The following is a 24,357-nucleotide window of genomic DNA, read 5'->3' on the forward strand; positions in this document are numbered from 1 at the left end:
TTGAATAAAACCCTTTATGATGATTTAAAAAAAGCATTTAATAAAACAATGGAGGATTTTAATAATAACGCCCTTGATTGATCTCAATACCATCGTTTCAATACGATTTTCTTTCAAAATTAAAGATTATTAAGCCTTACAGATAACGAAAATATGATATTCTTAATCATATTTTGGAAAGTGATATTAAACTGCTTGCAAGTATACTGTAAAGCAAAGAAAGCTATATGCTATAATAATATCACTATATCAATGTATAATAATATCACTATAGCAATATAACAACCTTTACAAAGTTTAAAGCTTTCAAAAAATATAGATTTATTTAATCAATTAAATCTTATTATTCTGTGCAACAGATTATAGAAATAAAAAAGGCGAGCTTTGGCTCGACTATAAATTTACTTATGATTGTAAAGACTTAATTTATTGTTTCGTACCCGATAATGTTAAAGGATCGTACTAAGTTACATTGATCGGTACTACATTTACCGCTTAAATCGTATTGTATTAAGATTGATAAGACATATATATATAAACTCTATCAAGGTTGATAAGCTCTTATAGGTATTATTATTAGGCTAATGCCTTATTCTTTCCTGTATAATCGGGGTAGAACTCTATGAGCTTTTATTGATAACAAATAATGATGATTCTGAAAAACACATAAAAGATACCATTAACAAGTTACTCAATGAAGCCAATAAAGAAAAATTAAAGGCAGTAATTAACAAAGTAATAGAGAACGTTACCAAAGATAAGTTAAAAGACTTCTTGGAACTTTTAAGGCTTACAGCGTTATAAATAATCATTCGTATTTCAACGATTTCGTATATCTTGTATACATACGCATTTTACCTTGTGATCGCTTTTGTGATCAGAATTAAGCCAAAGTAGTAAAAACTGGTAGTAAGTCATAGGAACACATAAAAGACCGCTAATCCGCTTGAATAAAGGGTTTGCACGGAAAAAACCTTACTTTTCAAGACCTTATGTTTTTAGCTGATAGCGGGTTTAAAACCCGCGACTACTTGTTCGTTCAACACGGCCTTCAATGTTTTTAACAATACTATTATAAATGCCTATCAAGCATTAGCGGACTGCGGGTTAAGCAGGGCTTCAATCTCTGACGCGTCAAGTATCTCTTTTTCTAACAACTTGTCAGCAAATTTATTCAACAGATCAAGCTTGTTCTTTATTACATCTTTTGCATTGGTATAACATGCTATTATTATATCCTTTATCTCTTTATCTATCTCCACTGCGGTGGCTTCGCTGTATTCCGTTTGTCTTCCAACCTCTTTACCAAGGAATACGAGTTCTTCTTTCTTGCCAAATGTAACAGGACCGAGCTTCTCACTCATACCCCATTCACACACCATTTTTCTTGCCAGATCAGTTGCTTTCTCAAGATCGTTACTTGCACCTGTTGAGATGTCACCAAGTGCAATTTCCTCTGCAGCTCTTCCACCCATAAGTACCGTTATCGTTGATAGCAGGTGATCTTTCGATATAGTATATTTATCCTCTTCGGGGAGTTGAAGCGTTATTCCTAGTGCAAGACCTCTCGGTATAATGGTAACCTTGTGCAGTGGATCAGAATCGGGGATAGATCTGGCAACAAGTGCATGACCCGCCTCGTGATATGCTATTAACCTTTTTTCTTTTTCTCCTATAACCATGCTCTTTCTCTCTATACCCATAAGGATCTTGTCCTTTGCCTGTTCAAAGTCTTCCATTGATACCTTGTCCTTGGCATTCTTCGCTGCGATCAAAGCCGCCTCGTTTGTCAAATTAGCAAGGTCCGCTCCTGTAACACCGGGAATGCCCCGCGCTATTACATTCAGATCCACATCTTCTGAAAGGGGTATCTTTTTTGTATGGACTTTAAGGATCTCTTCCCTTCCTTTTAAATCAGGGATAGAAACTACTATCCTGCGATCAAATCTGCCCGGTCTGAGTAACGCAGGGTCAAGTATATCAGGCCTGTTTGTTGCAGCTATCATTATAACTTCTTCATTTGCCGTGAATCCATCCATTTCTACGAGCAACTGATTTAAGGTTTGTTCTCTCTCATCATGCCCGCCTCCAAGTCCTGCGCCTCTGTATCTTCCCACTGCATCTATCTCATCCATAAATATTATACATGGGGCGCTCTTCTTCGCCTGCATAAACAGATCCCTTACCCTTGCAGCACCAACACCCACAAACATCTCTACAAAATCAGACCCGCTTATGCTAAAGAATGGGACCTTTGCCTCGCCTGCTATGGCCCTGGCAAGCAAGGTTTTACCTGTCCCTGGTGAGCCTATCAAAAGCACACCCTTTGGTATCCTTCCGCCAAGTCTTGTGAATTTTTTCGGATTCTTAAGAAAATCAATAATCTCCTGAAGTTCTGATTTAACTTCTTCTACGCCTGCTACATCCTTAAATGTTATGTTCTGCAGCCCCTCGTTTAACATCTTTGCCCTGCTCTTCCCGAATGAAAGGGCTTTACCTGCGCCTCCCTGCATCTGCCTTGTAAACAGGACCCACCATATAACAAGAATTATCAACAATGGTGCCCACGTTATAAGTACACTCTTCCATACAGAATCTTGCTCCTCAGGTTTTGCTGTAATACTTACACCCTTATCAAGGAGCCCTTTGATGAGGTTCGGATCATCCGGCGTATATGTCTCAAATTCTTTATTGTCGGATGTTTGCCCTGTTATTTTATGCCCTCTTATAACAACAGACTTTACACTCCCTTTATTGACAAATTGGACAAATTCACTGAATGTCAATGTTTTTGCAGTTTGAACAGGCTGATTAATGTATTTTATGAGTACAACTGTTACTACAAATATTACTATCCATATACCCAGATTCTTCAATAACCCTGAGTACTTATTGCCGCTTTGTTTCGTAGGTTTTTTTTCGTTTTCCTGATCCATTTATATCCTCTTATTTTGATTAAACTATATACAGTGTTAATGTAAACAAATTATTTTAAATAATCAATACCTTTAGAAAGGTTTTTGTGTCTTTATCCTGTCTATATCTGCTGTCAACAAAAAGACCCGTAATAGCGATAATCTCACCGGAAGATGTAACAATAAATGGTATTTTTGTCCTTTTTAATCGCGGTACCTTTTTATCGATGAATAGATCATGAACCTTTTTATGTCCTTTGTTCCCCGGCAGGGATATTCTATCACCCTTTATAAGGGTGCGTATAAACAACACATCATTTATCTTATCATAATCAAGCACAATACGATTTTCATCCATTCTGCCCGGGTCGATGTTTGATGATTCTATAGATGCTTTAAACGTTATACCTAATTCATCAATAAGAGTCTTGCCGGGGATACTAAGCCTGTGGACTCCTGTATTTGTAAATTTGTCCATTGTCTTAGTGAAAACAATAGTACTCTTTTCTATATAAACTTTTATTCCCTCTGATAATGACTCAAGTACGGCTGAGTCGGTATGGCCACTTAATATTATATCCATGATTTGATCTATGTGTTTCCTTTTTGGATTATAATATGTTCCCTGCATAAATTTGACAGCGGTCTGTAAAACCCTTTTAACGATAACATGCGGATACGTTAATAAATTCTGCAGGTTTAGGGTTATAGAGTCTCTGCTCTTGCTAACTGTAGCATTATTATAAGCATCGGCAGTGAGTTTATCCATAAAGCTATCAATCTCCCTCAGATCACCGGCCGTATGCATCACATGTTCTAAAAACCTACTATTAAGTCCGATCATCAAAGGCAGAACCTCGTGCCTTATCCGGTTCCTTAGAAAATCTGGTGACTCGTTTGTTGAGTCGATCGTATAAGCAATACCTTTTTTTCTAAGGTACTCAAGTACATCATCTTTTGATAGCATAAGTATGGGTCTTACAAAATGTCCTCGTACCGGAGGGATTCCACTTATACCCGTTATCCCGGTGCCCCTAAGCATATTAATAAATACTGTCTCTGCATTGTCGTTCATTGTATGGGCAAGTGCAATTTTATCAAGATGTAATAATTTAATGCAATCCTCAAAGCATCCGTACCTTTTTTTTCTCGCAAGTTCTTCAACAGAATGCCCCTTTAGTTCTTTTTGGGTTATCCGAATATCGTATTTTATGAATTTAAAACCGGGAGAGCTTTCTGCAAACTCCCTTACAAATTGCTCATCCCTGTCCGATTCTTCGCCTCTTAAATGATGGTTTACATGAACAACAACAGGCTCTATACCAAATGCGTCTTTGTACTTCTTAATAAGTACGGCAAGGCATACAGAGTCGGGTCCCCCCGATATTCCGATACCAATCCTCTGTCCATGTGAAAACATGTTATGCGATTTAATGAATCTCAAAAATTGTTCTTCTATCAATTTTATACTATGCGGTGCCATTAATCCATTATAAACCCAAAAAATGCAATAGGGAAGAACGTTCTATAATTTATGAATTAAACCGGATATCCTTTTTTAAGACGGTACAAAATAAAAAATGATATTTTAAAATGTGGTACTGTTTCACATCCCGGTATCAATCACCTTATATAAATCGGGTTTGAATACACCCATACATATTTCTGCATAAACTGTTCATAATACTGTCCGAGGTACGGGATTAGATGATAGGGCGTTATGTATACGACTATTCTATAAACACCGGGAGACTGTACTGCGTACGAAAATGAATTCGCTGCTGAATGTACAACATGTTCTCCAGACTGGTCTACCTTCAAAAGTTCTGCACTTATGTCCGGCGGAATTACACCCGATTCAAGTCTGTACACCCTGGGCACCGACACATACAGTTTAATTCCATCCTGATAGGGCAGTTCCTCCCCCATTTCATACGTAGTACCGTCCAGTAAAGCATGGAAATCGAAACCATAGGCGAGCCCAAGTATATCAAAACAGACATAAAGCCTCCCTTCTCTTAATGCATCTTTTATTGACAGATAGTCATCATGCTTTGCCAACACGTAATTGCTGAACCATTCCATCAGCCTCCTGTAACTGTCTCCTCTTTCTCCGTCTCTTAGTATCATAGGGAATGCATTTTCATGTACATCTGTTGCCGCTATGCCCACCATTTTTCTATCAAGTGTAAGCGCATCCCATTTCGCAATATCATTTGTGTTCTCAGTAAAGAATGAGAGAAAGGCAAGATTTGGATCAGGGGCATTAGGGCTGGTATTGAGGAATAGAGATAGCTTTGCCATAAACACATATGGATCAAGCCCAAGATCGTTCTGCCGTATTTCAGGGTCTATATTGGAATGAATATTGTATATCTCTACTCCATCTACCGGAGCTGTCATAAGATAGCCTGCATCTCTTCCCTCCGTGTGGTTTACAAACACGACTGCACCGTTATTTTTGTATTGGGCTATCATATATGCGTCGTCCCTGCTGTAATTTATAGACCTGTCGGTAGGTGTAAGACCAATGTGTGATTCCATGCCAACAGGCATAAGCACACCTTCCTGCCCGGCCATTAATATCGTTTTAGAATTGTCGGGGCACGAGACTATATTTGCAACAGGATTGCCGTTATTATAAATGAGTGTATCCCCTGCTTGATAGATCAACAGGTTGTAAAATGAATAATTAACCATATTTGACGGGTGATCCGTGATCATAATAAAATCATCCTTTGTCTTGCAAATGGCGTTCCTGAAATCATTGTAACAGGCTTGGTTTGGCTGCCCGTTAATAAAAGGGTGTCCATCACATGCATCGTGTGAATAAACGGTATGTAAATGTATAATTCCTCGCAATATGGTATAACCCCTTCTGCTGCCAAGTACGCTTGCAGGGTATACGATTCCAGGCTGCCAAGTTTGTTGCCGATTTGGTGCAGATTCCCTGCAGCTATTCATACCTATTATCGTAAAAAAAATAACAAGGATCGGCCACAATTTGTTTACTAAATTTGCATTATTCCGCATAATATAATCCTCCATTAATATTTATCTTTTGCCCGCAAGTACGACTGCAGATAAAAGTGCCATTCCTCTCCCGAGTGTTCATTTTTAAATTTCAGCTAATATAAAAAAGAGGCATCCCGCCCAATGCTGCGATCAGTGAAATCCGAAAACACTTTACGTTAACATGCTTATTTTAATTCTTTAATAGCACTGTCAAACAAGCCTTCTGTAACGGACATATTATGCAGCCCGTTTGCCTTTTCTATAAATAATAATTTGGTAGAAGCATCATCATATCTATGTTTCATCTGTTTGTATTTATTACTCTTTTTGTCAAGTCCTTCAAGTGTTATTTTTGTATTTTTTAATAATAATTCTACAGTCTCATACTTTTTAGCATATACATTGTTCCATTTATCAAGCAGCCCGCCATACATAGGCACGTGACATCCTACACATCTGCCTCTTACCGTTTGGTATACGTGGCCTGTTTTTATTGTACCGTGACAGTCATGACAGCTTACAGAACCCGCCATAACATTCGGTGTATGCGGGATATCCTTAAACGGAACACGGCCGTTAAAAAGTTTGGCAGTATCGCTATGGCATAATACGCAATTTGAAGTAGCACTATTCTGATGATGACATTGGGCGCATGTATCTACCTTTATGTTCATAGCCATTGCATGATCTGCAGGATGACAGGCATCACAGCCTAAGCCCATGCTTATATGAAAATCGTGCGGGAAATTAACACCAAGGGGATCAAACCTTATTGTTTCTGGCATTCCGAGAGTATTATGGCATAATACGGCACACGAAGCCCCAACACTCTTTAACGATGCAGGAACATTTGCCTCAGCTTCTGGACCTCCAACAATCTTTGCTGCTTTATTGGCAAGTTTTAGAGAATTCATTAATATCTGCTGTGTGTATCTTATGTTATGTGAAGGGTAGGCGTTTGAAACAAAACGGGTATTAAATTCTGCATCGTCGATAAGACGCTGAGCCTGATCTTTCTTAACTTTACTTGCACCCGAATTCCTTATTATAATTTTTGCCTTGTTTATGGTATTACTGGCATAAACATTCATACTGTTGCCAACCGATATCCAATTATACATAAGTCTATCATAAGGCTTACCGTGGCATTCCACGCATGCCATTGCTGTCTGCTGTAGATTTTCTTTTCTTGCAAGTCTTATGTTATGCAGTGATGAAGATTTCTTAGGATGACATCCCTCACAGCTTACCTGTGTAGAAAACATTGCATCCGGTGTATTCGGTGTATCCTTTGCGCCTATTCCCATATACATTTGCCTTTGATAGTTGTGTTTTGATTGATGGCAGTCTTTACAATTACTTTCGAGGGCCTGAATCATGTGTATCTCTCCATGAACCATTGGTTTATGGCAGTTATTGCAGGTTAAATGCTCTTTCGTAACATGTGTATAATGTACGAACATGGGGTTATCGTACTTATACGATCTATCTTCATGACATTTATGGCATCTGGCCTTGGGAACTTTACCGGTGCCCTTTATGACGTCCAAATGACATTGGTTGCACTGCATACCTTTCGTTAAATATGAACTATGATTGAACTCCATTCCATTAAAATCAACGGTTTTTGTAGGGCTACCATGGCACGAAGGGCATCCTGTAACAGCCTCCCCTCTCGGTGCACCAATAAAATGACAGGATATACATGCATCTTCATCCGTAGTTTTCTGCTCTGTACCATGCGTTACATGCGGATGGCAGGTCTCACAGCTTAACAGCATTTCTCTTACATCCTTACCAACATGGAGTGAGTGATTAAAGTATACCATATTTTTGTAAAATATGGGTTTGTTTAATTCTTCCATTGTATGGCACTTTATGCATATCTTATCAGAAACAACCGCCCTCGGGTGTGGATTATAAAATCCTGTAGCAATTTCAAATGACATTCTCGTAATGTAATTAAACCCAAGTTTATGACACGTTACGCATGAGATATTTTTATGAACAGACGACTTCCATTCGTTGATATATGGCTGCATAATGTGGCAGCTTTTACAGGTATTTGTAGAACCGGACAGTATGATAAACGTGGTATTGCTTAGAAGCCACACGAATAATAAAATAGCTATTACTGCCATAGATATTTTGCGTCTTATTATAAAGAGCTTTACATAATCAAACATGATCTATTCCTTCTCTACTTGTTTTGATATCCTATCGTATTCCAGCGGATGCTCATCGATCATCTGTTCTCTGGTCAACTTTCCATGCCACCACACAAGTGACCCGGGAAACCTGCTTGGATTAAAATGAACATTATAGAAATGCCAGATAACAATTGTTAGTGTGGCCAGTAGCGCCTCATCACTATGGGCTTCTCTTGCAATATCATATACATATTTTGGCAGATACATCATGGTTAAATTATGAAACCACATGATAAGCCCTGAACCAACCATTACAATTCCACCCCAGTAGACCGCCCAGTAGTCAAACTTTTCAATATAGCTGAATCTATCAAATTTTGGTTTTTCTTTTGATAACCCAAAAAAATACTTTACCATCCGAACAACATCTTTGCCGTCTTTTACCCTCGGCAAAAGCGCAAACCAATCCCTTCTGCCCTCTTTGTTAAACATACTATATAATGTATGGAACAAATAAAAAGCGATTAAAAGCACTGCACCTACCCTATGGATTATGCCTTGAACCGCTATCCCGCCCAATATGTGCATTATGATTTTGGACGCTACAGCATTTGGGAATTTTATAGGTAAACCTGTTATAATCAAAATAATGACACTTATGAAAAGCATTATATGCTGAATCCTGAAATAAATGTTAAACCGTTGAAATGTATCCTCTTTCCATTGTTCTTTCTTGTTCGTTTTTTCCCTGGCTTTTTGCTCTTTTTTTATGATCCTGTATATCTTTTTCAGTTTCGTATCTAATAATGGCTCAAGGTCATTCTCCGCAACTGCTTTTATAAGCCTCTTTGCCATATTAACGAGTTCTTGATCATCTTTTATTCCAAGTGATTCTATCAAATGATTTTCAAGTTCTTCTATAAAGTGTTCTTTAGAAGTTTTATATCTATCTGCCACAATTATTCTCCCGATTTATTTTTCTTACCCAATTCTCCTGCTTTATATCTGCGATACAGATCAAATAATATATGTATGAAAAGCACTGTTAAAGTAGATATTGTAAGGATCTCAAAAAACAATCCTATATAGTATATTATTCCCGAGCTTTTACTTTTATAATTTACGTGTATTTTACCCTTGGTGAAGTCGATGTTCGCATTTGGATGACATCTACCGCAGGTCTTTACAAGATTTGCCTTATTTATTGATGATCTCGGATCAGATGCAGGCAGGATAAGATGCGCCCGATGACAGCTTGCGCAATTAGCAACCCTCACAGACCCGAATTCATCTGCTACCCCATGATAACTTTCTTTGTATGTGCTTACACGTCCGCCTGGGATATTATATTTTTTTATGAGTTCTTTATTTTCATGGCATTTTGAACATATGTTAAGCACATGCGTAGGATAGATATTCGATAATGGATCGTACTTTGCCAATATTAAATGCTTTCCATGACATGTTGTACATGTAGGAGCTGACTTGATGTTCTTATCAAGTACAGCAACACCATGAATACTTTCTACATATCTTTTATATTGTGTTTTATGACATTTGCCGCACGTGTATGCAACATCCCGGTGATTTACCGTAGAAAGCGGTGAATTAACTTTCTGAACATTATGACCACCATGGCAATTCTGACATTTTGGAGCAGAAGGATCACCTTTATTGAGAAGCTCTCCGTGTATTGATTGAAAATAATCGTTTGCAGGAATTGCATTATCAGGATTATCTTTATAATGGCATCTAAAACAGTTTACAGTACCCGGCTTCTTAAGATGGGGTATTTCCATAACATCCGCATGACAGTCTGTACAATGCAGTTTATTATGGATAGAGTTCTCAAGCTCTTCCTTATTCACATACAGTTCCAGAACCTTCCCCCCGGGCATAACCTTTTTAAACCCCGGCCTGCCGTGGCACAAAAGACATTTCTTATACAACTTTACCTGAGCGGAGGCGTTTGAGGGAATAAAAGATAGTATGATAAAAAGAGACGTTAACAATTTAAGTGCTTTCATCATCACTATCCCTTAATAATTTTCTCATATTCGAGTTTGTGATCCTGCTTTAATCGTTCTATAGATATCTTGCCATCAAGCCATGTCTTACTCATGGGGAAATCCTCTGGATTAAGGTGTACATTGTAAAGATGAAAAAGGAATAAAACTATAAATATTAAAACCCCATCCCATCCATGCACAAGTAGGGTTAGGTCTATTACCCATTTGGGTAATACCGCCATAGACAAATTTACAAACCACAGGATCATCCCTGTAAAAATCATAATAATTGTACCGAAAACGACACCCCAGTACTGAAATTTTTGAAAATAATTATACTTATCAAATTCCGGCTGCTTTTTAGAAAGCCCAAGATTGAATGCAAGCTTCTGAAAAAAATCCTTGACGTCTTTCCACCGCGGTTTTATGTTCATCAGTTCTCTATGTCCCTCATCTGTAAATACCACCCAGTATGCATGATATACAACAAGCAGCATAAGAATTACTGCAAAGGTTCTATGAATCAATCCTCTTACCCAAATACCGCCTTCTAACCTTATCAGCCATTTAGAAAAAAGGTTATTGTGAAATTTAAGTACAATACCTGTAAGCGATAAAATTATCATAGAAACTAAGAGAATAATGTGTTGTATTCGTTGATTTTTAGAGAGCCGCTCTGCTGTGCTATTCATGCTTTCTCCTTATGATTTTTTTTCTACGGATGTTTATAAGATCAAATATTACATACACTACAAAGATTGTGATTAAAATACCTATAAACCATGTATAAAATATCCTTACATAGTACGGTCCCTTCTCTCCATGCTTATTGACAATTACGTGGATTTTACCTTTAACAAAATCAGCACTTGCATTTGGATGACATCTTCCGCATGTCTTTACAAGATTTGCCTTATTTATTGATGATCTCGGATCACTTGACGGCAGTATTTCATGGGTTCCATGACAGCTTGCACAATTTGCTGCTTCAAGATTCCCGAATTTAAGTGCTATTCCATGAAAACTATTTTCATAAGTAGATAACCTTCCAAGCGGTAAATTATACTTTTTTGCCATTGTTACCGAGCTATGGCATTTTGAGCATGTTGTTGGTATGTTTTTAGCGTAAACACTCGACTTAGGATTCGTTGGTTTTAGGATTTTGTGCTCTCCATGACAATCAGTACAAACAGGTGCAGCCATTATGTGCTTATCCTTTACAGCGTGCCAGTGAATGCTTTGCACATATTTTGCATATATTGGTTCATGGCATTTTGAGCATGTTACCGGAATATTAAGTTTGTTTATTTTTGAGTTTTGATCAGTAGAGGGTTCTATATCATGCGAGCCGTGACAATCGGTACAAACGGCTGCGACAGAAATACCTTTTTTAAGAAAGGCGACGCCATGAACACTTTCCTTATAAGAGTTTACCCATTCATAACCCGATTTGGTTGTCTCTTCATCAACGGGTTGTTCTTTGTGACAATTAGCGCAGATGTTAATCATGGCTTTTTTCCCCGCAGTTGATTCAAGATATGGCTTGCCTTTAATATCATGGGAGCCATGACAGGTAACGCAACCGGGTCCGTTGGAGACTTTACTATGAATACTTTTAAAAAATGACTCTGCCTGCTGTTTATGACATCTTGCACAATTTACCTTTGCTGTCGGATTTTTGTGAGGATACCCTTTGATCTCAGTATGACACTGTATACAGCTTATTCCGGTATGTGCAGATCCTGTTATTTTATCTGGGGCTATGTACATACCTTTTTGATCTACATGAGGGAATTGGCTATAAAAATCTTTTTTTCCATGACAGCTCATACAATCAGTATTGTACGCGCCATAAGCACTGCTATAAATTAACAGTATAGCTCCTGCCAATAGTATTACTTTTTTTTTCATTTATTGCCTCTTCAACAAGCTATAGTTATTTGTATACATTATTTTGTATATAATTTATTTATTTTCAGGTCAACAAAAAACGGAACACGCTCTTTAAAACTGTTTGACATTCTCGCATTATATTGGTTTTAAAAAGTGAGGAGGTGTGAATCAATGAAGCAAACACATTTCGGTGTCTTTAACAAAAAGAGAATAGGTGAGTTAGCTCTAAAATTATTGTCATCAAGACCGGTACAGCCTGTAATGAGTAAAACATTTGAAGCTGCTATGAAGCTGAAACAGGGATTTGATTCTGTAATGCCTGCGGTTTTATCAATCCTAAACCTACCTTCTGTAAGTGATGTACGGAGACTTAATGAAGAAGTTGTAAAACTTGGGAATAAGCTTGATCACCTGATTGCCCAAACGCGATCTAAAGATAAAAAGGAACAGGATCATTTACCTAAAAATGAAGATAGCGAAACAGCCTCCCCGCAAAAGAGAGTGAATTAACTCACTACTTGTAAAACAGATTTTTTTACATCACTTATTCTTTTTTTTATCTTTTCTGAAGCGGTTAGAGAAAGCTCTTTTTGTGATTCTATATCTTTGAGCAAATATTTTATGTGCGGTATTTTTTTCCATGTTGCAATAGCTCCTGCTGCAACAAATTCAAGCCGGCTTTTGTGAGGTATGTAACCTGGATTACTTGAATAAAAGTCACCGACATTGGGGACTATTTTTACATCAGCATCGGTGCCCCATTTTTGTTTATCAAAGTTTCTTCCAAATACTGCCATTGTTCTTAAAAGTGCTTTTATAGGTTTTCTGTCCAGATCTTTCATATTTTTTGTTCCATATTCGAGAGCGGTCCCTACAGTTGTGATGATGGGTTTGGCGATGTTACTTGAAGTCATGAGTTTTAGTATTCTGGATAACGAAAAACCGCTGCCGTATAGATATTCATTATATATGTTAACTATTGAGACTATAATAATGTCCGCACCCCTTTGCCTTAGCCAATCAACAGGGACATCGTTGCCAAACGAACCGTCTACAAGTATCATATCATCTATTTTTGCGGGTTTCCACGCCCCCGGTATTGCACATGATGCATATATTGCATCTCTAAGATACCCTTCGCTTATATAAACTGTTTTACCTGATCTTATGTCAAGTGCCGTAATCTCAAGCGGTATTTTAACATCATCGAAAGTAGCGTCACCAAAAAGCTCTTTTAACCAGCTTCTGAAATATGACGAATCAAAAAGCTCACTGCCTTTACGCTTTTTAAATTGGAAAATGGATCTGCTCTTTAATGTATTTTCAAATGCCTCCCAGCTTGCATGATAGCCATAAAGGGAATATAGACCTGCTACTATTGAACCGGCACTGCTGCCTGCTATAAAATCTATTGGGACAAACTCATTATAAAGTACCCTTAATACACCAACATGCGCCACACCTCTTATTGCCCCTCCACTCAGACATAATCCTATTTTTAATGGTGTTCTTTTTTTTCTGGCATCTTCATTGATCATATTTTCTAAAGGTCTTTTGTTCGTCATATTCACCTCTTTTATAGAGTATACCATTATCAAATTACTATGCAAGATAAAATGATATTATATATATTAAAAAAATCATCTATTTACATATTGAACGGCTGTTCTCTCCAGTAAAGTATTGTAAATGCGTGGGTTTGTCTATTTCTGTATACCACTGTCCTTATAACATAAGAACCGCTTTCATTAATTATTCCGATACCATCAATAGAAAAGTAATCACTTTTGACATCAATATATCCATTAACAGCCTGAACAGCCGGATTGTTGAGATCAATACCGATCTTTACAAGCTCGTTTGTAAAATCGCCAATACTTAAGAAAGGTTTCTGTTGGCGTGCAGAAATTATATCTTGAACCTGAGAATCATCAAGATTGTACATCGCTGCCAGAAGTAAGGGAGATGCTGTGTTGACATTGATCCTGTATGGAGATGCGGGATTATAAAACTCTGGAAACACTGTAAAGTATGGACTGTCCATTGCATCAGGCACAGGTAAAACTCCAGCCTTGTCTGAACCTCCCATAAGCAGGTTAAAGGTTTTGGGGTTTATTCCTTTGATCATGTTCAGTTCCGTTATTGAATCCATTGGTGCATCCTTTGCAGTATATGGAGGTGTCAAGCCCTCATAATAATCGCTTTTTGCACCGTTCGGTCTTGGCATCTCTCCAGAGGTTATCCAGTCCTCAATTGCATCAACAACAGAGGGATCAAGTTTTAATTTCTCGAACATGTTCCTGCATATTCCATCAAGTGTATGGTTTATAGTAATAGTATCGGAACCGACAAGTGCATTCAAATCAAATTTACCCGATTCATCACTTATCAAGCCTCGTGCTATGCCAATTGTTTGATCCTTTATCGTAATGGGTAAAGGGAAATTTGGTATCTGAGACCACAACTGCATACCCGTATTAAGCTCTCCATAAACCTCATAGTCAGCATTGGGACTTATATTCATATCGGACAGTAATATGCTTTTTTCTATATCTATAGCTGCAATAGATATGCGCCGCGCCTGTACGCTGTCCCTTATACGCATGGTAATATCCATGTTCACCCTTGTCGTATATGCAAACTCAACGACAACAGCAGACAGTATAGCTATGACGAGCAAAACGATGATCAGCACCTGCCCTTTTATCCCGCTCATTGAGCCATCCTAAGGTGAACTATCTCTCTGAATGGTATCTCAGCTCCGCTTTTGTCTTTAAGTATGATCTCAATAAGAACAGCGTAAGGCAGATAGCCCCTTCCCGAAAGTCTTGTATCCCATTGATTCGTCCACTGATTTACATGAGAATCAAAATACAGCAGCGTGAGACTCACAACCCGATCACTGACTACAAACCCTGGCCCCTGTGTTAGCGGCGCTGTTGTAAAGAATGGAGTCTCGTATCTGATCATAGATACAATCGTTTTATCTGGATCAATTTTAAAATCGTATCCTATTGCTGAATAATCGGAGCCTAAAATGCCGTTTGCTATAGGAATATTAACGTGAGAAAGCGAATCAAAATACAGTTTATCAAGGGGATTCCCCTTCCATTCATCGCTTATCCCGACAAAATATGTATAAGGGCTTATGCTTCCGGCAGGGGATACGGAAAGGTATGCCGATGTTATCTCTCTTTGCATGTGAAGTAATATCTCTCTGCCGATCTGGTAAATCGCATTTCTGTGTTCTACATAAGATTTTGCCCTGAACGCCGTAAAAAAAGAAAGGTATATGAAGGATAGTATAACCGCAAGTATGGATAAGGAGATCAAAGCCTCTATCAATGTAAACCCGGATTTTTTCATATCTGTGGTACCATCGCATGAGTTTTAATATAATCTATGAGTGTAAAATTATCGGTATTACCGTGAAACTGCCAGCTTACGTTAACCAAAATTATCGGAGGTAGGTTTAAAGGTAAATCTATTGGCAGACCTATTCCCGTATCCGTTTTTACGTCGATTTTAAATGATGGAAACTGTTGTGAGAAAGATTTTATCGGCGGGCTAAAACTCCCAAACTCAGCTTTTATCTGTTCCTCTTCAAGCCTATAGTTTGCAAGCATCATTGCTATACTGAGATCATTTGTATAGTTTGATGCATCTATATTCTGATTCTCTAAAGATTGTATTGAAAGCAGCCCTACAGCCAGGATAGCAACCCCGACCAGAAGTTCAAGCAGTGAGAACCCCTTCTCAAGATGATGGCGGTTCGACATATTTATCATATATTGCCACATCTCCTGTAAAAGGATTTACCTCAAGGGAATAAACATCGCCTTTATCGTCTTCAAGATGAATAAGTGTGTACGGCATGTAGCCCTGCGGATAAACCTGAACAGAAACCTCAGTAGCATCACTGCTCACTGTGTCTGTATTTATAATTATATCTTTAATTTTTATGCCCTGTGGAAGTTTCTCGGGCTTACCGAGTACATCAGTATCATATTTCCATTCGCATACATTGGTCTCAAGAGATGGTACACATTTTTCCACCCAGTATTCATTTTTTGCAAGATCAAACTTTATACGATATGTTATTCCCTGTGAGAAGGCTGACTTTGCATACACATATCTTATAGTTGATGCCATCCTCTGTGCGGATGTCCTTAGCTCTACACCTGTTAAATCCATCAATCTCGGGATAACAAGAGCCAACACTATCAAAATAATAAACAATACAACCGTTAGCTCTATAAGAGTAAACGCACTTTGCTTAAACTTATTCATTCACATCCCAGTTTGTTATTACCCCCTTATTATCTGCAGCACCCTGCTTACCGTTCGGTCCATAAGACATTATCACATATGGTTTTCCATCGGGCGCAGGACTCATATACACATAATCATTATCCCATGGATCCTTTGGGATATGACCGCCCTCTATATAGCCGCCGTCTCTCCAGCAGCATGGAATCTGTCCGGTTGTTGGTTTGTCCGTAAGGGCTTTTAAGCCCTGTTCTGTTGTTGGATACATATGGTTGTCAAGGTAATAAAGTTTCAGGGCAGTTTCTAATGACTTTATGTCCGCCCGTGCCTTTACTTTATCCGCTTCTTCTTTTCTCGGAATCACATTAACAGCAACAAGTGTTGCGAGCAAACCTATGATCAGTACTACTACCATTATCTCTATAAGCGTAAAACCTGTTTCTTTTTTCATGATTTTCCTCCTAATGTACAAGCTGATTCATTTCAAATATCGGTACCAGCACCGATAGTATTATGAATAGCACTATACTTGCCATCATTAATATCAGTATAGGCTCAAGTAAGGCTGTTAAAGCACTAACCGCTGTTGTTACATTATCTTCGTAAGTGCTTGCCACTTTTTCAAGCATGCCTTCAAGCTCACCGCTCTGCTCTCCCACCGTGATCATTCTTGTCACCATAGGCGGGAATACGCCGCTTGCCTTTAAAGGAGCCGCGATAGTAGAACCTTCGACTATCGCTACTTTTGCCTTTTCTATTGCCTCTTCAATAATCGTATTATTTACAATAGTTTTTACGATATCCATTGCTTTAACAACAGGTACCCCGCTCTTTAAAAGAGTGGACAGCGTCCTTGCAAATCTAGCAACTATCGTCATTCTTATGAGTTTACCAAAGACAGGCATATTAAACAACATGGACTCAAATTTTCTTTTGCCTCTATCCGTTCTTATATACCATCTAACAATATAAAAAATTCCTATCAGCATCAGCAAGAACAAATACCAATAAGAATTCAAAGTATTACTTATAAAGATAAGCACTCTTGTAAAAAGTGGGAGGGTTTGATGTACATCTCTAAAAAGCATTGACACCTTTGGTATAACGAATGTCATCAATGCTATAACAACAATTGTTGCAAGAGATACCATAATCGCAGGATAAACCATTGTTGCAATTATTTTATATTTTAATTTTACCTGATTTTCAATATAATCTGCAAGCCTCTGCAGGACAATATCAAGGGCACCGCTTGATTCACCCGCAGCAACCATATTTATATAAAACTCGGGGAAAACCTTTGGAGCAACCTTAAGTGCATCAGCAAGAGAGCTGCCTTCATTTATCTTTGACTTAACATTACTGAGAACTTTTTTTAATTTTATATTATCCATCTGTTCTACAAGTGCTTCAATGGAATCTATAAGTGTAAGCCCTGCACTGAGAAGGCTTGCAAGCTGCCTTGTAGCAATAGCAACTTCCTGCTGCTTTATCCTTGTTAAAAGATCGGAGATGCTGCTCTGAGACGCGGTTTCCGATGCATGTTCTATCTCCTGTTTAAAATCAGTTGCATATATTCCGCTCTCCTTAAGTTTAATTCTTGCTGCACGCTGGCTGTCAGCCTCTATAATACCTTTTATTGTTTTCCCCTTGGAAGAAAAACCTTTATACTCGAATACGGGCATAGATTTAAACGACCTCTGTTACCTCTTCCTGTGTAACCCTCAGAACCTCTTGAATGCTGGTTGTCCCTTCAATCACCTTTCTTGCTCCATCCTGTTTAAGTGTTGTCATTCCCTTTTTAATGGCTTCACGTTTTATTGTGGAAGAGTCTATACCTTTTGTGATCATTGAACGAAGTTCTTCATCAACAAGCATAATTTCATAAATGCCTGTCCTGCCTCTATAACCTGTATTTACACAGTTATTGCACCCTTCCCCTTTATATATAATGCCGTCTTGTAACTGAGCCGCTTTTATGCCAATCTCTAATAATTCGTCATTATCCGGTTTATATGCTGTTTTGCAATCAGGACATATTGTCCTTACAAGCCTCTGCGCTATAATTGCAACAACAGATGAAGATACAAGGAATGGCTCAACACCTATATCTACAAGCCTTGTAATCCCTCCTGCTGCATCATTTGTGTGCAACGTTGAAAACACAAGATGACCTGTTAAGGAGGCCTGTACTGCAATTTCTGCCGTTTCTTTATCTCTTATTTCACCAACAAGCACTACATCAGGGTCCTGCCTTAGAATGGATCTTAGTCCGTTGGCAAATGTAAGCTCTATTTTTGGGTTCACCTGTATCTGGCCGATACCTTTTATTTGATATTCCACAGGATCCTCTATTGTAAGTATGTTAAGTTCTGAAGAATTAAGTGTTGATAAAACAGAATAAAGAGTTGTTGTTTTTCCACTGCCCGTTGGACCTGTTACCAGTATGATTCCGCTTGTTCTTTTTATAAGCTGTTTGAGTAAATGCAGCTTCTCTTCACTCAGGCCTATACTGTTAAGACCTATGAGGACGCTTGACCGATCAAGCAGCCTTAACACAGCCCGCTCTCCAAATGACGTAGGGATAATAGATGCCCTGATATCTATGTCCTTACCGGACATCTTTATTCTTATTCTTCCGTCCTGTGGCAGCCTTTTTTCAGCAATGTTCATACCCGCCATTATTTTAACCCTTGAGAGTATGCTCGATTGAAAACGCTTCGGCGGCTTTATAACCTCGTAAAGTATACCGTCTATCCTATACCGGATGACTATCTCAGTCTCATAAGGTTCTATATGTATATCGCTTGCCCTTTTTTTTATAGCCTCGTACAGGAGCGAGTTTATCAACCTTATAATAGGTGCTTCATCGGTTGAATCAATAAGGTCCTCAGGTTCATTCAGCTCAAGTGCGATATTGTCAAGGTTTGCATCCTCAAGTTCATCAACCATCTGCTCCGTGCTCTCTTGTACCCTGTCATAGTACATGTTTACAGCGTTTATTATGTCGTGCTGGGAAACGATCACCGGAATAACGGGGGCATCGAGCAATAGCTCCGCATCATTTATACTTTCTATATTCGTGGGATCCGAAACAGCAAGTTTTACAAAACCGTCTACCCTTAAAATGGGTAAGATGGCAAATCGCCGTGATAAGGTTTTAGGAAACTTCTGGATAAGCTCTCTATCAATCTTGATACCTGAAAGATTCTGAATATATTCGATATCAAACTGTTTTGAAAGTGCCTTTAAGAGATCCGCTTCTTTTATATATTTAAATTTGGTTAACAGCAATTCCCCAAGCCTGCCGCCTTTTTCTTTTTGATAGGCAAGGACCTCTTCAAGCTGTTGTGATTCTATTACCTTATCTTCAAGAAGTATATCTCCTATAAGCTTTTTTTGCTTCATGGTATTGTTGTTTCTGTTTGTTTTAATGCCCCCGCGGTAAATGTAGTACCTGTGATAGGTTCGGTACCTGGTATTGATTTTTCTGTTCCCTTTATTGACGCTGGTTTTTTTTCTATAACTTGAGGCGGCATCGCAGTTGTTGCCGGTGTAAATTGTTCCACTTTTAAAGATTTATTGCTTTTTATCTCTTTGTTTACAGGCAGGATACCGGTGCCCGATGTAATAGCTGAAGTAGAAGTTGCACTTAATGCAGCACCACTTGTAAATGTCTCACCCGTTTCTTTAACACCCATTTGAGACGTTATCTCACCCTCCGGTGTTATGTAGGTTTCGCCTGTAAACAAAAGTGGCGCAGGCTGTTGAACAGAAGCTGGAGATGAAGTATCTAAACCTTTAAACGCACTTTTGAATGGGCTGTTTTTAAGCTCGTATCCAAAGGTTTTTTTCTCAAACTCTTTTGACTGTGCTTCTTTCATCCTGTTTATAGCTGCTATGTCTGCCTGCCCTCTAACAATGTACGGCGTAAGAAAAATCATGAGATCCGTCTTGTCTTTTGATTTATTTGAATATCTGAAAAGCCATCCTATTATTGGGATATCCCCGAGTAACGGGATTTTGCTTTCGCTTACACTTGATTGATCCTGGATCAAACCGCCTATAATTATAGTACTCCCGTTTTTTACAGTAACAACCGTTTCTTCGGATCTCTTTGACGTTGTTATACCATATGTATTTGTACTAAGTCCCTGCGGGGATGCAATAATTGCTGTTAGATCAAAATTTAGTTTTAATCTTACATAATCTCCTGCATTTATTTGGGGCGTGATTTTTAATTTTAAACCTACATCCTGACGCTGTATGTACGTCTGCGAATAACCGCTGATCTGCCCTACAGCCTGCCCTGTTGGCACAGGCACATTTTCCCCAACCATGATCTCTGCGGCTTCATTGTCGGTTGCAAGGATATTTGGCGTAGAAAGTACGTTAGCTTCACTATCTGTTTGAAGTGCGTTCAGGAAAGAAACAATATTCGGATACGTTACACCGTTTAGTGTAACGGTTCCTTCAACAACGCCCAACGATAATCCTGTCAATCCAAATGGACCAAGCGGGTTTGTTGTAGACGGTAATGTCGTCAAGCCTGCCCCCATATTACTGCCCGCACCCAACTGAGTACCGACTGCATTAAAATTTGGTAAAGCCAGCAAATCGACACCAAACTGATTTGCCCTGCTTAAAGATAATTCAGCTATTATTGCCTGCACATAAACCTGCCGCCTGGCTATATCAAGTTTTCTTATTACACCCTTGATTGTCTGATAGTCTTTTGGTGTTGCTATAATGATCAAAGAGTTTGTTGCAGGGTCTGCTGTAATCTTAACACCACCCTGAAACTGCGCAACTGCTGCACCCGCCTGCTGTGGATGTCCCGGCATGCCGGGCATAGCTGACGAGCCTCCGCCTGCAAGGCTTGCAAGAGTTGTTGCAAGCTCCTTGGCATTCGCATTTTTTAGATAATAAACGTGTATCTGTCCTTCACCGTTAACAGGTACATCGAGTTTTGCTATGAGCTGTTTTATGGATTCCAGCATATCGGTATTGGCTACGATGATCAGTGAATTCGTTCTATCATCATAAAGAACCTTTATTTGCTGCTGAACCCCCCCTGGCTGTGCGGGCCTGAAGAAACCGGGAGACGGGGTTGTGGTTCCTGCAAATAGACTGGTTATGATATTTGAAACACTTTGAGCAGTTGCATAGTGCAGTTTTATTACATCTATTGTCTGTTTGTATATATCCTTATCAAGGGCTTGAATAATTTTAAGCAGCCTGTCTATATTGGAAGCAGCATCAGTTATTATAAGTGTGTTTGTGGGATCATAAGTTTGTATGTTGCCAAAAGGTGAAAGAAACGGCCTTATGACGTTTGCCATGTCGCTTGACGTTATATAATGCATTGGTACAACCTGCGTTATATAGGCATCGCTTGTGTGCTCCGGTTTTCTGCCAAAGTATGTGCCTATCTCTGTTCCCTTTGCATTGTTAAGCGGCACTATTTTCATTACATTGCCCGACCCAACCGTTGTTAAATTGTTTACCTGCAGTACCGATTCGAATATGCGCCAGACCTCTTCCAGCGTGACAGGTGTTGGTGAAATAATCGTCACTTTTCCGCTAACATTCTGGCTGAGTATAAAATCCTTCCCTGTAATTTTGCTTATTACCTTTATAAAATCCTTTATATCAACATCATTAAAATCCATATTTATTCTTGCATTAACAGCCCTTACAGGTTTTTTTATATGTTTATTGATCGTTACAGATGTAATTGTTTCCCCATCTTCCTTAGCCATAACAATCGATGGGGCAAGTAGCATTAAAAATACTGAAATGTATGATATGGTTCTTCTATTCATTCTTCCACCTTTATTGTACCGCATAATTTAAATTCATCTGCTGTCCATTCCTATCAATAACAATATTAAAACGTCTTTCATTCTTTAACTGTTGAAATAGCTGTAACGCGCTTTCCGGTGTTGTCACCCTGATGCCATTAACACTATGTATAACATCTCCATTCTGTAAACCTATATTTGAATAAAGACTGCCGGGAGATATCGCAAATATCCTGTAGCCGTCAATCTGGCCGCTTACAACATTAGGGACCACTCTTGCCTGTGTCAGCAGTTGTCCCATATTCTGAAGGTTGGACTGAAACTGGCTTTCAGGAATAGTGTAACTATTCTGCGCTATCTGCTTTATACCCGTTCCAGAGCTACCGGCACTCCCGCCTCCTTCTAATGCTTTTCCTTTTGACATACTGATCTCTTCTTTAGCACCATTATGCAATATGATCACCTTTTTTCTTTCTATTGATAGAATGATTGCACCATTTATATGATCTTTTACTCTATACACATTGATATCGGTACCCATCTGCATAACCGCATACGCATACTCGGGTGAACCCGCAACCGTTCCAAGTAATTTTATACTCATGTTGGTTTTTGTTATGGGACCATTGGAATTGCTTATAAGTTCATCAAGCCCCTGTGCAGATGAATTAAAGATATTTCTTTCTACGATAGTCGTATAGTATGCTTGATCCTTTTTTATTGCTACCAGAGTGGCATTCGATCCATTTCTTGATGAAGCCGGTTTTACCGATGGGATAATGAAAAGTCTTGTCCTGATATATGTTGATGTAAATGATGCCATTAGATATGCAAACATTAAAAGCAGAAACATATCAATGACCCATGAATATTTTTTAAATAGCTCTATATAGTTCATTATCTACCCGTCTAACCTGCTGTTTTGTGTTTATTAGAACTTTATGAATCATGTCTTTAAGTAACTCTATTTCTATACCCTGTTTTGCAGAGATAGCTACGGCTCTATCATAACGTCCAACGACTGCTCTAACCGAAATATTATCTCTAATCATATCTGTTTTATTAAAAACATAAATAACCTGTTTATCTCCGGCTCCAATCTCGTATAGCACTTTTTCCACTTCTTCTATATCCTTTTCAAAGTCGGGTTTCGAAATATCTATAACGTGAAGAACGATATCAGCATTGACAACATCGTCCAGGGTTGTCTTAAATGCCTCTATAAGCTGCACAGGCAGGTTTTCTATAAAGCCCACCGTATCATTAATAATTGCATAACTCTTATCTTTAAAATTAATCCTTCTTGCCACAGGATCAAGGGTCGTAAACAACTCATCGCTTGTCTGCATGTTTGATTTGGTAAGCGTATTTAAAAGTGTTGACTTACCGGCACTCGTATACCCAACCATAGCTACGGATGCTGTCCCGGAACTGCTGCGTTTTGCCTGTTGTGTTATCCTTTGCCTTTTAACAATATCTATCAGCCTTTTAATTCTTGTTAGTCGTTCTTTTATCCTTCTTTTGTCTATCTCAAGTTTTGTTTCACCAGGGCCCCTCGTGCCGACACCGCCTCCTGTCTGAGACATAAGGACACCCCTTCCGGTAAGCCTTGGTAATAAATACCTTAACAGAGCCTGCTCAACCTCCAGTTTACCGTACTTTGAATGAGCCCTTCTTGCAAATATATCTATTATTAATCTCGATCTATCTATTATCCTGCTCTGTAGTATTGATTCTATATTTCTTTGTTGCGCAGGCGTCAGCTCTTTATCAAATACCACAACATTGGTGCCAAGCACAGCTATTATTCTGTTTAGTTCAAATAACTGCCCCTTACCGAGAAAGGTTGCATTATGGGGTGTGTTTATCTTCTTGACCTTTGTTTCTACGACCTCTCCGCCATCGGCATATATGAGTGCATTCAGCTCTCTAATACGTCTTTCCTTCATAGAATCACTCTCGGTCCCAGTTTGTATATGAACAGCCAGTACTGTTTCTTTTTGTATCGTCAAACGGTTGTCCTTTTTACGAGTATTATGCCGTGTTTATAAATAAGATATCTATCCGAGTTCTCAAGTATGATAGAATAGTTATCAAAACTCTGTATCTCTCCTTCTACAACTGTACCCGACACAAGTTCTATAGACACCTTTGTCTTTTCTTTTCTTAACTGATTCAGAAATTGATCCTGAATATTTACAGCCTGACTCTTATGAGAATCATTATCTAATGATGATTTAATCAGCGTATTGTTTTGTTGTTTTATAAACTCGCCCATCTTGTTTTTTAATACCATATATCC

At 38.6% G+C, this 24,357-nt stretch carries 22 protein-coding genes; 2 read left to right on the plus strand and 20 right to left on the minus strand.

Annotated elements, in window-relative coordinates:
• Positions 1-633: 633 nt before the first annotated feature.
• Positions 634-804, plus strand: a complete 171-nt coding sequence (locus M1381_04035; protein ID MCL4478255.1) for a hypothetical protein — start codon at positions 634-636, stop codon at positions 802-804.
• Between the two features lie 281 nt (positions 805-1,085).
• On the opposite strand, the gene ftsH is transcribed toward M1381_04035, so the two are convergent.
• The 8 genes from ftsH to M1381_04075 all read right to left on the minus strand — a co-directional run bounded on the left by ftsH (position 1,086) and on the right by M1381_04075 (position 12,000).
• Positions 1,086-2,936, minus strand: coding sequence for an ATP-dependent zinc metalloprotease FtsH (gene ftsH, locus M1381_04040; protein MCL4478256.1), 1,851 nt, complete (start codon positions 2,934-2,936; stop codon positions 1,086-1,088).
• 55 nt (positions 2,937-2,991) lie between these two features.
• Positions 2,992-4,398, minus strand: coding sequence for a tRNA lysidine(34) synthetase TilS (tilS, locus tag M1381_04045; protein ID MCL4478257.1), 1,407 nt, complete (start codon positions 4,396-4,398; stop codon positions 2,992-2,994).
• 140 nt (positions 4,399-4,538) lie between these two features.
• Positions 4,539-5,948, minus strand: a complete 1,410-nt coding sequence (locus M1381_04050) for a hypothetical protein (protein MCL4478258.1) — start codon at positions 5,946-5,948, stop codon at positions 4,539-4,541.
• 167 nt (positions 5,949-6,115) lie between these two features.
• The gene (locus tag M1381_04055; protein MCL4478259.1) at positions 6,116-8,116 is read right to left on the minus strand and encodes a hypothetical protein; all 2,001 of its coding nucleotides are present in this window, start codon (positions 8,114-8,116) and stop codon (positions 6,116-6,118) included.
• 3 nt (positions 8,117-8,119) lie between these two features.
• The gene (locus M1381_04060) at positions 8,120-9,037 is read right to left on the minus strand and encodes a cytochrome b/b6 domain-containing protein (GenBank protein MCL4478260.1); all 918 of its coding nucleotides are present in this window, start codon (positions 9,035-9,037) and stop codon (positions 8,120-8,122) included.
• A 2-nt stretch (positions 9,038-9,039) separates the two neighbouring features.
• On the minus strand, positions 9,040-10,110 hold the full coding sequence (locus M1381_04065; protein MCL4478261.1) for a hypothetical protein: 1,071 nt from the start codon (positions 10,108-10,110) through the stop codon (positions 9,040-9,042).
• Positions 10,111-10,112: 2 nt separating this feature from the next.
• Positions 10,113-10,781 carry a cytochrome b/b6 domain-containing protein gene (locus M1381_04070; protein ID MCL4478262.1) on the minus strand — a complete coding sequence of 223 codons (669 nt, stop codon included), beginning with the start codon at positions 10,779-10,781 and terminating at the stop codon, positions 10,113-10,115.
• On the minus strand, positions 10,774-12,000 hold the full coding sequence (locus M1381_04075; GenBank protein ID MCL4478263.1) for a cytochrome c3 family protein: 1,227 nt from the start codon (positions 11,998-12,000) through the stop codon (positions 10,774-10,776). Before M1381_04075 ends, M1381_04070 begins: the two co-directional genes overlap by 8 nt.
• Before the next feature lie 153 nt (positions 12,001-12,153).
• On the opposite strand from M1381_04075, the gene M1381_04080 reads away from it, so the two are divergent.
• Complete coding sequence (locus tag M1381_04080; GenBank protein MCL4478264.1) at positions 12,154-12,492, plus strand: hypothetical protein; 339 nt, start codon at positions 12,154-12,156, stop codon at positions 12,490-12,492.
• Here the strand turns inward: M1381_04080 and M1381_04085 are convergent.
• The 12 genes from M1381_04085 to hfq all read right to left on the minus strand — a co-directional run bounded on the left by M1381_04085 (position 12,489) and on the right by hfq (position 24,351).
• A complete protein-coding gene (locus M1381_04085) occupies positions 12,489-13,547 on the minus strand; it encodes a patatin-like phospholipase family protein (protein MCL4478265.1) in 1,059 nt (352 codons plus the stop codon). The two genes, M1381_04080 and M1381_04085, sit on opposite strands and share 4 nt — an antisense overlap.
• An 83-nt stretch (positions 13,548-13,630) precedes the next feature.
• Positions 13,631-14,698 (minus strand): type II secretion system protein GspK, encoded by a 1,068-nt coding sequence (locus M1381_04090; GenBank protein ID MCL4478266.1) that lies wholly within the window; start codon positions 14,696-14,698, stop codon positions 13,631-13,633.
• Entirely contained in the window at positions 14,695-15,348 is a 654-nt protein-coding gene (locus M1381_04095) for a prepilin-type N-terminal cleavage/methylation domain-containing protein (GenBank protein ID MCL4478267.1), read from the minus strand. Before M1381_04095 ends, M1381_04090 begins: the two co-directional genes overlap by 4 nt.
• Positions 15,345-15,770 (minus strand): type II secretion system GspH family protein, encoded by a 426-nt coding sequence (locus M1381_04100; GenBank protein MCL4478268.1) that lies wholly within the window; start codon positions 15,768-15,770, stop codon positions 15,345-15,347. The genes M1381_04095 and M1381_04100 overlap by 4 nt, the downstream gene beginning before the upstream one ends.
• Positions 15,739-16,272: a prepilin-type N-terminal cleavage/methylation domain-containing protein gene (locus M1381_04105; GenBank protein ID MCL4478269.1), complete on the minus strand. Its 534-nt coding sequence runs from the start codon at positions 16,270-16,272 to the stop codon at positions 15,739-15,741. The genes M1381_04100 and M1381_04105 overlap by 32 nt, the downstream gene beginning before the upstream one ends.
• Positions 16,265-16,702: a type II secretion system major pseudopilin GspG gene (gspG, locus tag M1381_04110; GenBank protein ID MCL4478270.1), complete on the minus strand. Its 438-nt coding sequence runs from the start codon at positions 16,700-16,702 to the stop codon at positions 16,265-16,267. The genes M1381_04105 and gspG overlap by 8 nt, the downstream gene beginning before the upstream one ends.
• 10 nt (positions 16,703-16,712) lie before the next feature.
• Positions 16,713-17,936 (minus strand): type II secretion system inner membrane protein GspF, encoded by a 1,224-nt coding sequence (gspF, locus tag M1381_04115; GenBank protein ID MCL4478271.1) that lies wholly within the window; start codon positions 17,934-17,936, stop codon positions 16,713-16,715.
• Positions 17,937-17,940: 4 nt separating this feature from the next.
• Positions 17,941-19,659 (minus strand): type II secretion system ATPase GspE, encoded by a 1,719-nt coding sequence (gspE, locus tag M1381_04120; GenBank protein ID MCL4478272.1) that lies wholly within the window; start codon positions 19,657-19,659, stop codon positions 17,941-17,943.
• Complete coding sequence (gene gspD, locus M1381_04125; GenBank protein MCL4478273.1) at positions 19,656-22,076, minus strand: type II secretion system secretin GspD; 2,421 nt, start codon at positions 22,074-22,076, stop codon at positions 19,656-19,658. Before gspD ends, gspE begins: the two co-directional genes overlap by 4 nt.
• Before the next feature lie 10 nt (positions 22,077-22,086).
• The gene (locus tag M1381_04130; GenBank protein ID MCL4478274.1) at positions 22,087-22,953 is read right to left on the minus strand and encodes a PDZ domain-containing protein; all 867 of its coding nucleotides are present in this window, start codon (positions 22,951-22,953) and stop codon (positions 22,087-22,089) included.
• Positions 22,931-24,067, minus strand: coding sequence for a GTPase HflX (gene hflX / locus M1381_04135; GenBank protein ID MCL4478275.1), 1,137 nt, complete (start codon positions 24,065-24,067; stop codon positions 22,931-22,933). The genes M1381_04130 and hflX overlap by 23 nt, the downstream gene beginning before the upstream one ends.
• Positions 24,064-24,351 (minus strand): RNA chaperone Hfq, encoded by a 288-nt coding sequence (gene hfq / locus M1381_04140; GenBank protein ID MCL4478276.1) that lies wholly within the window; start codon positions 24,349-24,351, stop codon positions 24,064-24,066. The genes hflX and hfq overlap by 4 nt, the downstream gene beginning before the upstream one ends.
• Positions 24,352-24,357: the final 6 nt, after the last annotated feature.

The organism is Deltaproteobacteria bacterium, from assembly GCA_023382265.1.
In the GTDB taxonomy this organism is placed as follows: domain Bacteria; phylum JAMCPX01; class JAMCPX01; order JAMCPX01; family JAMCPX01; genus JAMCPX01.

What these genes read in the sequence shown, in the direction of transcription:
- ftsH (MCL4478256.1), bottom strand. Translation starts at nt 2,936, where the DNA reads ATGGATCAGGAAAACGAAAAAAAACCTACGAAACAAAGCGGCAATAAG.
- tilS (MCL4478257.1), bottom strand. Translation starts at nt 4,398, where the DNA reads ATGGCACCGCATAGTATAAAATTGATAGAAGAACAATTTTTGAGATTC.
- M1381_04050 (MCL4478258.1), bottom strand. Translation starts at nt 5,948, where the DNA reads ATGCGGAATAATGCAAATTTAGTAAACAAATTGTGGCCGATCCTTGTT.
- M1381_04055 (MCL4478259.1), bottom strand. Translation starts at nt 8,116, where the DNA reads ATGTTTGATTATGTAAAGCTCTTTATAATAAGACGCAAAATATCTATG.
- M1381_04065 (MCL4478261.1), bottom strand. Translation starts at nt 10,110, where the DNA reads ATGATGAAAGCACTTAAATTGTTAACGTCTCTTTTTATCATACTATCT.
- M1381_04070 (MCL4478262.1), bottom strand. Translation starts at nt 10,781, where the DNA reads ATGAATAGCACAGCAGAGCGGCTCTCTAAAAATCAACGAATACAACAC.
- M1381_04075 (MCL4478263.1), bottom strand. Translation starts at nt 12,000, where the DNA reads ATGAAAAAAAAAGTAATACTATTGGCAGGAGCTATACTGTTAATTTAT.
- M1381_04080 (MCL4478264.1), top strand. Translation starts at nt 12,154, where the DNA reads ATGAAGCAAACACATTTCGGTGTCTTTAACAAAAAGAGAATAGGTGAG.
- M1381_04085 (MCL4478265.1), bottom strand. Translation starts at nt 13,547, where the DNA reads ATGACGAACAAAAGACCTTTAGAAAATATGATCAATGAAGATGCCAGA.
- M1381_04090 (MCL4478266.1), bottom strand. Translation starts at nt 14,698, where the DNA reads ATGAGCGGGATAAAAGGGCAGGTGCTGATCATCGTTTTGCTCGTCATA.
- M1381_04095 (MCL4478267.1), bottom strand. Translation starts at nt 15,348, where the DNA reads ATGAAAAAATCCGGGTTTACATTGATAGAGGCTTTGATCTCCTTATCC.
- M1381_04100 (MCL4478268.1), bottom strand. Translation starts at nt 15,770, where the DNA reads ATGATAAATATGTCGAACCGCCATCATCTTGAGAAGGGGTTCTCACTG.
- M1381_04105 (MCL4478269.1), bottom strand. Translation starts at nt 16,272, where the DNA reads ATGAATAAGTTTAAGCAAAGTGCGTTTACTCTTATAGAGCTAACGGTT.
- gspG (MCL4478270.1), bottom strand. Translation starts at nt 16,702, where the DNA reads ATGAAAAAAGAAACAGGTTTTACGCTTATAGAGATAATGGTAGTAGTA.
- gspF (MCL4478271.1), bottom strand. Translation starts at nt 17,936, where the DNA reads ATGCCCGTATTCGAGTATAAAGGTTTTTCTTCCAAGGGGAAAACAATA.
- gspE (MCL4478272.1), bottom strand. Translation starts at nt 19,659, where the DNA reads ATGAAGCAAAAAAAGCTTATAGGAGATATACTTCTTGAAGATAAGGTA.
- gspD (MCL4478273.1), bottom strand. Translation starts at nt 22,076, where the DNA reads ATGAATAGAAGAACCATATCATACATTTCAGTATTTTTAATGCTACTT.
- M1381_04130 (MCL4478274.1), bottom strand. Translation starts at nt 22,953, where the DNA reads ATGAACTATATAGAGCTATTTAAAAAATATTCATGGGTCATTGATATG.
- hfq (MCL4478276.1), bottom strand. Translation starts at nt 24,351, where the DNA reads ATGGTATTAAAAAACAAGATGGGCGAGTTTATAAAACAACAAAACAAT.